The sequence below is a fragment of the Kitasatospora sp. NPDC094016 genome, assembly GCF_040304045.1.
In the GTDB taxonomy this organism is placed as follows: Bacteria; Actinomycetota; Actinomycetes; order Streptomycetales; family Streptomycetaceae; genus Kitasatospora.
The window spans coordinates 1-8,402 of sequence record NZ_JBEOUK010000090.1 but is presented as its reverse complement, the minus strand read 5'-3'; the positions used below and the strand labels follow the sequence as shown (position 1 = coordinate 8,402).

Annotated in this window: 7 protein-coding genes, 1 tRNA gene and 1 pseudogene; 6 read left to right on the top strand and 3 right to left on the bottom strand. The window is 70.0% G+C overall.

Annotated features, from left to right (window positions below; genetic code table 11):
• The first annotated feature begins 256 nt into the window (after positions 1–256).
• Positions 257–646: a hypothetical protein gene (locus ABT015_RS37665; protein WP_350887795.1), complete on the top strand. Its 390-nt coding sequence runs from the start codon at positions 257–259 to the stop codon at positions 644–646.
• Positions 647–820: 174 nt separating this feature from the next.
• On the opposite strand, the gene ABT015_RS37660 is transcribed toward ABT015_RS37665, so the two are convergent.
• The gene (locus ABT015_RS37660) at positions 821–1,816 is read right to left on the bottom strand and encodes a helix-turn-helix domain-containing protein (RefSeq protein ID WP_350887793.1); all 996 of its coding nucleotides are present in this window, start codon (positions 1,814–1,816) and stop codon (positions 821–823) included.
• A gap of 161 nt (positions 1,817–1,977) precedes the next feature.
• Here ABT015_RS37660 and budC point away from each other — a divergent pair, with 161 nt between their 5' ends.
• Positions 1,978–2,748: a meso-2,3-butanediol dehydrogenase gene (gene budC / locus ABT015_RS37655; protein WP_350887790.1), complete on the top strand. Its 771-nt coding sequence runs from the start codon at positions 1,978–1,980 to the stop codon at positions 2,746–2,748.
• A gap of 626 nt (positions 2,749–3,374) precedes the next feature.
• Positions 3,375–3,536 (top strand): hypothetical protein, encoded by a 162-nt coding sequence (locus ABT015_RS37650; protein WP_350887787.1) that lies wholly within the window; start codon positions 3,375–3,377, stop codon positions 3,534–3,536.
• 123 nt (positions 3,537–3,659) lie between these two features.
• On the opposite strand, the gene ABT015_RS37645 is transcribed toward ABT015_RS37650, so the two are convergent.
• Positions 3,660–4,934 carry a phosphatidylinositol-specific phospholipase C domain-containing protein gene (locus ABT015_RS37645; protein ID WP_350887785.1) on the bottom strand — a complete coding sequence of 425 codons (1,275 nt, stop codon included), beginning with the start codon at positions 4,932–4,934 and terminating at the stop codon, positions 3,660–3,662.
• Between the two features lie 1,188 nt (positions 4,935–6,122).
• On the opposite strand from ABT015_RS37645, the gene ABT015_RS37640 reads away from it, so the two are divergent.
• A complete protein-coding gene (locus ABT015_RS37640) occupies positions 6,123–7,034 on the top strand; it encodes a tyrosine-type recombinase/integrase (RefSeq protein WP_350887782.1) in 912 nt (303 codons plus the stop codon).
• A gap of 254 nt (positions 7,035–7,288) precedes the next feature.
• Here the strand turns inward: ABT015_RS37640 and ABT015_RS37635 are convergent.
• Positions 7,289–7,375, bottom strand: a tRNA-Pro gene (locus ABT015_RS37635).
• Positions 7,376–7,860: 485 nt separating this feature from the next.
• Between ABT015_RS37635 and ABT015_RS37630 the strand changes: the two are divergent.
• Positions 7,861–8,025, top strand: a pseudogene (locus ABT015_RS37630) (site-specific integrase); the annotation flags it as partial.
• A 45-nt stretch (positions 8,026–8,070) separates the two neighbouring features.
• A partial coding sequence (locus tag ABT015_RS37625; RefSeq protein WP_502897510.1) for a tyrosine-type recombinase/integrase occupies positions 8,071–8,402 on the top strand: 332 nt, incomplete at its 3' end.

Genomic DNA, 8,402 nt, shown 5'->3' with positions numbered 1-8,402 from the left:
GGACGGGTATTTCATCGGTGCAGCCATGACAGAGGCTCCCTTCTCACGACCTATCAGGCCATGTCCGGCAACCTTCCGCACCTCGGGGGAACCTCGACCCGGGCCCCACCAGCAACACCGAACACGCCTACGTCACCACTTGGGACGGCAACCGCTGGACCACCCAGCAGATCGACGAACCCCTGGCACCACCAGCACCCTCCTTACCGCACTGTCCTGCCCGTCAACCACCCACTGCACCGCGATCGGCTTCACCGTGACCGGCCCGAACCTGACCGCCCTGACCGAGACCTCGGACGAAACCGGCTGGCACCTCCTCACCCCGGCCACCACCAACAGCCCCACCACTACGCTCACCGACATCTCCTGCGCCACCCCCGCCAGGTGCCTGGGCGTCGGCAGCACCACAACCGACAGGCACACCCGCTCCGCAGCCGAGATCCTGAACGCCGCTGCCTGGACCACCGACACACCGCTCGACGCGCCGGGCGCCCGAACCGGCTACTTCACCACCGTCTCCTGCTCCCAGCCCGCCGACTGCACGGCCATCGGCACAGCGCTGCCCAGCACCACCATCGTCATGGCCCAGCACTGGGACGGACACCACTGGACCCAACAGCCACTGCCCATGCCTGCAGCCCCGTAGAACACCGATGACCGCGGCGGGCAGCAGCCGCTCAACGGACCCGGCCGAACCCCACTGCCGGGCCACCGGCCTGCGGGCGGCCGCCACGTACAGTGCGGATACGGCATCGTCGTCAGGTGGGGTCGGCCGACAGGAGCACGCCGTCCACGGCGGCGCCTCTACGGGGCCGAGGGGTCACGCACCGTGCCCGCCCGATCCCGGGCGGCTCGCCGATGCGCGGGCGAACTCGGCCGGACTCTGGCCGTACTGGCGTCTGAAGGCCCGGCTGAAGTGGCTGCTGTCGGCGAACTGCCAGTACGCGGCCAGTTCCGAGATACTGGGCCGGCCGATCGCCGACAACAGCGCAGCCCTGGCCTGTTCGAGCCTGCGACGGCGGATGTAGCCAGCGACGGTCTCCTCGCCGCCCTCGAACGCCCGGTGCAGGGTCCGGACGGAGACGGCGAGTTCCCTGGCCACGAGGGCGGGAGAGAGCTGCGGATCGGCGAGGCGGACGTCCGCGAGCTCCCGGGCGGCCTGGGCCAGGGCGGGCGCGTGGGCGGGCTCGGTGGCGTCGGGCCGTTGCCGAAGCACGCCCCGGACCAGCTCGATCAGGGCCAGGTGGGCGGCCTGCGCGCCGCCCGGGGAGAGGCCCCCCGCGGTCTGGGAGAGGAGCCGTGCGTGCCCCAGCAGCAACCGCGTCTCGGCCTTGGCCGAGGAGCCGGTGACCAGCCGGTCGCCGATGAGCGGGCCGAGGCCTCGGGCGGGCAGGATCAGTACCGTCGCTCTGGCCTGCCGGGCGGCCTCGAAGGTCGGCGGTCCGCTGCGCTGGAGCATGAAGTCCCCGGCTGGAACGGTGAGTCGGCCCTCCCGGCGCCGGGTGAAGTCCCAGACGTTGTGCGTGACCGCGTGGAAGAGGACCATGTCGTCGCCCTGGTCGAGGGCGCTGCCGTTGGTACCGGCCAGCGAGTGGCTGTGCACGTCGGCCAGCACGGACTGGTGGACCAGGACGGCGCGGGCGCTGATCCTGAACTCTCCTGCGGCCCCCGGTGTGAAGGCGGGTGCGGGGTAGGCCTCGCCGACCTGTTTCTCCCAGCCCTGCCGGAACCGGTCGAACCCGTGCTCCGGCGCGCCCGGGGCGGTCACGTCGGCCGAAAAACTCCCGCCACTGCCCGGCCCGCTCGTCCCCGTCACCGTCGCCTCCCCGGGCTGGCGCTGAAGTCCCCGCGATGTGGCTCTCACGTCCAAGCGTACAGGCACACACCCCTCCTAAGGTGAATGTCGTCGTGGGAGGCCGGGTTCCCGGCCTGCCAGGAGCAAGGCAGGTTCGCGCGGGCTGCACCGAGGAGGGCATTGTGAGCACGGACACCGGACGGGTCGTGGTGGTGACCGGAGCCGGGTCGGGGATCGGGGCGGCGATCACCCACCGCTTCGCCGCCGAGGGCGCGACGGTCGTCCTGGTCGGACGGACCCGGGAGAAGCTGGAGCACACGGCCGCCGGGGCACCCAAGGGTGTCAAGGCGCTCGTACGGACCGCCGACCTCACCGTGCCCGACCAGGTAGACGCGCTGTTCGCCGACATCGCCGGCGAACTCGGTCGGCTGGACGTCCTGGTCAACAACGCGGGCGCGCCCGCCTTCGGCGCCGTCGACGCCGTGACCCCCGACGCCTGGCGCGCCGCGATGGCCCTCAACCTGGACGCGGTCTTCCACGCGAGCCGGGCCGCACTCGGGCCGCTGCGGGCCGCGCACGGATGCATCGTCAACGTGGGCTCCACCGGCGGCCTGGGCGGCGACTACGGCATGGCCGCCTACAACGCAGCCAAGGGCGCCGTGGTCAACCTGACCCGCGCCATGGCCCTGGACCACGCCCCCGAGGTGCGCGTCAACGCGGTCCACCCGGGATTCACACTGGGCACCGGCATCACAGCGGGCCTGACCGCCGAATCGCCAGTGGTCAGGGCCTTCGCCGAGCGCATCCCGCTCGGCCGCGTCGCCCTCCCCGAGGAGATCGCCTCCGTGGTCGCCTTCCTCGCCGGAGCGGACGCGCGGTACGTGACCGGTGCTCAGCTCCCCGTCGACGGCGGCCTCCGCGCCTCCAGCGGACAGCCCCGCATTACCCCGTGAGCCGGCCACGGGTCAGGAGCGCCGAACTGCCCGCCCGACCAGGGTCGGCCGCTCCGCTCAGCGGGGACAACCACGCCAACGGCCCGATCCTACGGGCCCTGGCAGAGGAGCGAGCGCCGTGGACGAACGGCAACGACAGGTGACGCAGGGCCGTCCTCGCCGCGGGTGGGCGAGACGCACGGGCCGAGTTGACGTGATCGTCTGCGGCGCGGGCTCGGCCGGCTCGACGGTCCAAGACCCTGCGCCACGCCAACCTCGCCATCACCACCGACCTCTACGGCCACCTCCTCAAAGACTCCGCCGAGCAGGCCGTCGACGCCCTCGCCACCGCCCTCAACCAGGCTGACGCCCAGCGGGCCGAGCATGCCGCCACGGTGCTCGACGAAGTTGTCCTGCAGGACGCGTAGAGCACCGGCCCGCGGCTTCCCGCAGGGCCCCGCGCGTTCATCGCTCGGCGTCGCGAACCACCCGAGCCGCTGGCGCTTCCCCTCGGCCAAGCCCAGCCAGCACATCACCGGCGGCGCCCTGGCCCGCCGCCTCACCGCCCACGGCGTCCCCAGCCGACCGGCCCGGGCAACCGCCCTTGCGCAGCTCGCCCAGGACATGCCCCGGCGGCCCTGGCCCCCATGCTCGGCCTCCACCTGAACACCGTCACCAGCTGGCGCTCCCGCGCGGCCACCGACTGGACCGCCTACCTCCAAGCGCGCGCCTCCGGCCGAACCACGGGACAGCCCGGATCCACCGCGGCCCGCGTCAACGGAAGCTACGCAGCGCCGACCAGCGAGTGACGGTAAGCCAGCTGTACGGCCTCGCGCGACGCGGTGGGGCGCCCGCACAGATCACGTCGGTCGGTGCGGGCGTCCGCCGCGGGCGGCCCGGTGTGTGGGTGGTGGTCCGGTCTGCAGAGAGGGTCAGTTGTAGTAGTGGCGGAAGCCGGTTGATCCGTCCGCCTGTTTGGTGATGTTGATGCCCGTGGTGTTGGGGGATCCGTGCACTTGGCCGGTGTCGGTGACGAGGGTCAGGCCAAGGTTGTTGTAGTGGCCCCGGACACCTCGGGAGCCGTCACCGTGCTCGATGATGCGGAAGCTCTGGTGCTGCGATCCCACGTACGGCTCGCCCAGGACGATGCCGTCGTGCCTCAGGGACAGCGCCCTGTTGGTTCCCTGGTGGCGGATGCCGACGGATCCGTCGTTCTGGTCGACCAGGTAGAAGCTATGCGTCGCGGCCTCGCTGTAGGGCTCGCAGACGACTTCTCCGGAGGGCTTCATCGTCAGCGTCTGGTACTGGCGGACGGCGTTGCGGTTGACGGGGGCGCGGGGCAGGTCGACGTGGTCGCCGTTGGTGCTGCCGTTGTGGCGGTTGATGTAGTCCATCGGAACGATGCCCAGGCACTTGCCCGGCCGGGCGTTGACCTGGGCGAGGGTGTGCGGGTTGAGCTTCTCGGCGTAGCTCCAGGGGGTCGCGCCGAAGGGCGGCTTGTCGTTGGCGCTGGTGTAGTTCATGTAGATCTTGCGCCGGGGAGCGGTGGCGCTGGCCGCGCGGTTCATGTGGCCCGTCACCTCGGCCTTCTTGCGATCCATCATGGGTGCGTTCCACTCGTCCTGGGTGTCGAACACCGCGGTGCTGCTCAGTGCCAGGCCGCCGATGTAGGGCCAGCCGGTCATCAGGACGACCTTGCCGCGGACGCTCCTCAGGTTCGGGATCCACGGGGAGATATGGAACAGGTTGCGCCAGTTGGGCAGGTAGTTGGTTTCGAAGGTGCGCCGGAAGTCGGCCGCGGAGGCGTCGGACTTCGTCTGGGAGATCCGCAGCAGGAGGGTCTCGGTGGGATGCCACTGCAGGAAGCCCCAGAGGTGGTTCAGGGCGTCGCCGAGCATCATGTCGAGGTAGTAGTCGCCATGGTGGAGCGTGAAGCTCATATTCGACCCCGAGCCGACACGGCGGCAGCGCAGGTCGAGGAACCGGACCCCGTTGTAGAGCTGCCAGTCGAGGTCCTTCGTCTGGCAGTTGGCCCACCCGACCGGCTTGCCCCGGGCGCACGACTCGTGCGTGCCGGGAATCATCAGGTCGGCCAGGTCCAGGGTGTCCGGGAGCCGGGACATCCAGGTCCGCAGCAGCCGGTCCGGCTGGATCGCCGCGGCAGCCGACAACATCGTCTCGGCCTCCGCCGGCGCGCTCTGCTCCACGGCCCGCAGCGGGGGCGGGCGTCGGGATAGTCCTCCTCGGCCGGTGCGGGCGGCTGCCGGTCCTGCGAAGGCGGGAGCAGTTCGTACTCACCTCCGGCAGCGTCGTTGACGGCCTCGCCGTCCAGGCCCCCGGAACCGGCCGCCGGCTCCCGCGTCCTGACGCCGGCCTCGTCGGCGAAGTCCCCGTCCCCGACCGCTGCATCCCGCATGAGCTTCTCCTTCGAACACGGCGAGATCAGGGGTCGCCCGGCCCGGAACAAGCCGCCCCGGAAGGAGCAACGGGATCAGAACCACCCGATATCATCACTCAAAGTCTCAGTTGGTAACTGAATGCCACCTATCTCGCGGGTGCCGCGCCTTCTGACACGAGAGCCGGCCCGTTGCCCGCTTCGGTGGCCCGGTAGCGCTGTCGGGCCGCAGGCGGAGAAAGGAAGCAGCCGTTCCAGGCCGCACGGCCATGGGCGAGACTCAGCCTCCGATGACAGGTCAGGTGATCGCTGCAAGGCCCTTGACCTGCTGGAATACGGTCATACGGCAAGCAGATCTGGCAGCTTTCCCTGCCCAACCCCCAGCTGGGCGGTCGAAGCGAGTACGACGAACTCGACGACGAAGACAGCCTCAACGCAGATGCCAAAAACTAAGACGACGAGCAGGCCGAGCAGCACCAGCAGCGAAGCCGTGAACGCTTCGCCCAGCTCGTCCGCGAAACCGCCGCCGCCAACAGCGACCGGCTCACCTGACCGCCTACCCCACCAAGGCTGGCCGGCCGCCGACGCCCGTCGGTCAGCCGGATCTCCCTTTGTCTACGGTCAAGGGAGATCCGCAGGTCACAGCCCTTTCCATGAGCTCACGGTCGCACGGTGATCGCCCCGCGGAGGCAGACTGGGAGAAGGACGACTCGCGCGCGATCCTTCGAGGCGATCACCATGCGCTGCTCACCGAATCCCTCCGGCAACCGGGACCGGGGACGCGTCTACCGGCGCTGCGGCTGCCGCGACGACCACCACCGCCAACTCGGCACCCACTGCCCCCCACCTCGCCACCGACCCCCGTCACGGCAGCTGGTCCTTCGCCGTCGACTCCCCACCTGTCGACGGCCACCGCCACACCATCCGCCGATCCGGCTTCCCCGACGAACTCGACGCTCGCATCGCCCTGCGACGCCTCAACCAGTCCCTGCCCGCCTGCGTGATCATCGACCCACGCCAGACCACCGCCGAATACCTCACCACCTGGCTCACCGAGAAGGAACTCCACCTCAAGCCCACCACCATCGCCCGCTACCGCGCCTACATCACCCAGGACCTCATCCCCGCCCTCGGCACCATCCCCCTCGACGACCTCACCCGCCACCACCTGAGCGTCTTCGTCACCGACCAGCTCCACCACGGCCGAGGCAGAGTCACCGTCCACCGCATCATGGCCACCCTCTCCAGCGCCCTCAGCGACGCCGTCACCGGCGAACGCCTCCCCCGCAACCCCGCCAAACCCCCGCTCATCTCCAGGCCCGCCCCGGCCGAACGACACCTGTGGACGGAAGAACAGGCGGCCCACTTCCTGCGCTTCACCCACGTCACCGACCCGATGTTCGCCGACCTCGCCGAGCTGATGATCGGCACCGGCATGCGCAAAGGCGAAGTCCTCGCGCTGTGCTGGGACGACGTCCACCTGCCCGAGCGCACCCTCTTCGTCCGAGCCACGCTCTCCACAATCGACAACAACCAGCTCCTGCTGACCGCCCCCAAGACCAAGGGCAGCCGCGCCTGGGTCGCCCTGTCCGACCGTGTCGCCGCCGCCCTGGAGGACCGCGCCGGCTCACGCGCTTTCGGCCAGATCACCCCCGCCGCCGGCTACGTCTTCCACCGCCACGGCCGCCCGCTCCACCCCAAGAACGTTCTCGACCACTTCCATCTGCTCTGCGACAAGGCCGGCGTCCCCCGCATCGCCCTGCACGACATGCGCCACCTCACCGCCAGCTTCGCCATGGCCGCAGGCGTCGCCTTGCCGGTCGTCTCCAAGACCCTGCGCCACCGCACCCTGTCGACCACCGCGAACATCTACGCGGGACTCACCCGACTCGCCGCCCGCGCCGCGGGCTGACGCCATCGCCTGGACCCTCACCATCGCCGACCGCGCAGTCCTCGGCGAGCCCACCTGCCGCGCCCGGCGCCCATGGCACCAGAACCCGCGCCCCCACCACCGCCTGGCAGCCCATCAGGCGCCACAGGAAATCGAACCGAACGCCACCTGGCCGATGTGGCCCGGCGACCACCCTGCGGCCACCAGCCGACAGAACATTAAAAAGGCCGCTCCCGCCAGAAGCGGAAACGGCCTATGACCTGCGATTATGCAAGTCGGGACGACAGGATTTGAACCTGCGACCCCTTGACCCCCAGTCAAGGGGTTCAACTATTGTCGACAGCCGAGACCTCAAGGTCCCGGCTTTTTTGTTGGTCAACTACCCTGAGGTGCAAGTGAGTTGGAGACTTTCAGCGGAAGCGGTACCACGAGATGCTGACCGTGGCTCAGTGTTTACTTTGCGCACGAGCGTCCGTTTTCGCCCATCGGCGTTCATGGGCGCTCATCGGGTGTGGTCCCAAAGTGGTCCCAGGGTCAGCGACCCCGCCGCTGCTACTGCCGGTGACCGGTATCTGTCGGTCCTTCAGCAAGCGCCGCCGTGCGATCCCAACAGCTGCTGCATCGACGGCGCTGGCCAGCTTGCAGGTCCGGATCCTGCGGGCGGATCACGGTCGCCTACCCACCGGCTACGGATGGTGATCTTCCGGGCGGTGTGTCGTCTTGAGCGTGTCTTCGCCGTCTGGTTCTGAGTGCTTCGCGCACCGCCCTGCACGCTCTGCCGCCACACCCGACACGGCAGCCACTCTTACCCCAGAGGCACCACCCAGTCCGAGAGAAGGGGAAGCTCATGGGACAGCGTGCGCAGCGGGGCCGGGTGTACCGGCGGTGTGGTTGTTCGGACGGTTCGGGGAAGCAGTTGGGGCCGTGGTGTCCGCGGCTGGCCGGGGATCTGAAGCACGGGAGGTGGACGTACTGCGTCGACCTTGCCCCCGAGGACGGGAATCGGAAGACCCGCCGACGCGGTGGGTTCGCCACCCGCGCCGAGGCGGCCCGGGAGATGAAGGCGGTGCTGAACGGTGAGCTGCGGGGCGTCTACGAGGACCGCCGTACGACGGTGGCGAGCTTCCTGCGGCAGTGGCTGGCGGCGAAGAAGGAAGAACTCGCGCCGAACACCTACGCCGGGTACGAGGACTGCGTCGAGCGGGACCTCGTCCCCGCCTTCGGCCAGTGCCGACTGCCCGACCTGCGGCCCAAGCACGTCGACGCCTGGGTGGCCGCGCAGCGCAAGGCCAACCGCGGGCGGGTCACGGTCTACCGGGTGGTCTCGACGCTGCGCAACGCTCTGAACCACGCGGTGCGCACGTGGCGGCTGCGCTACAACCCGGCCAA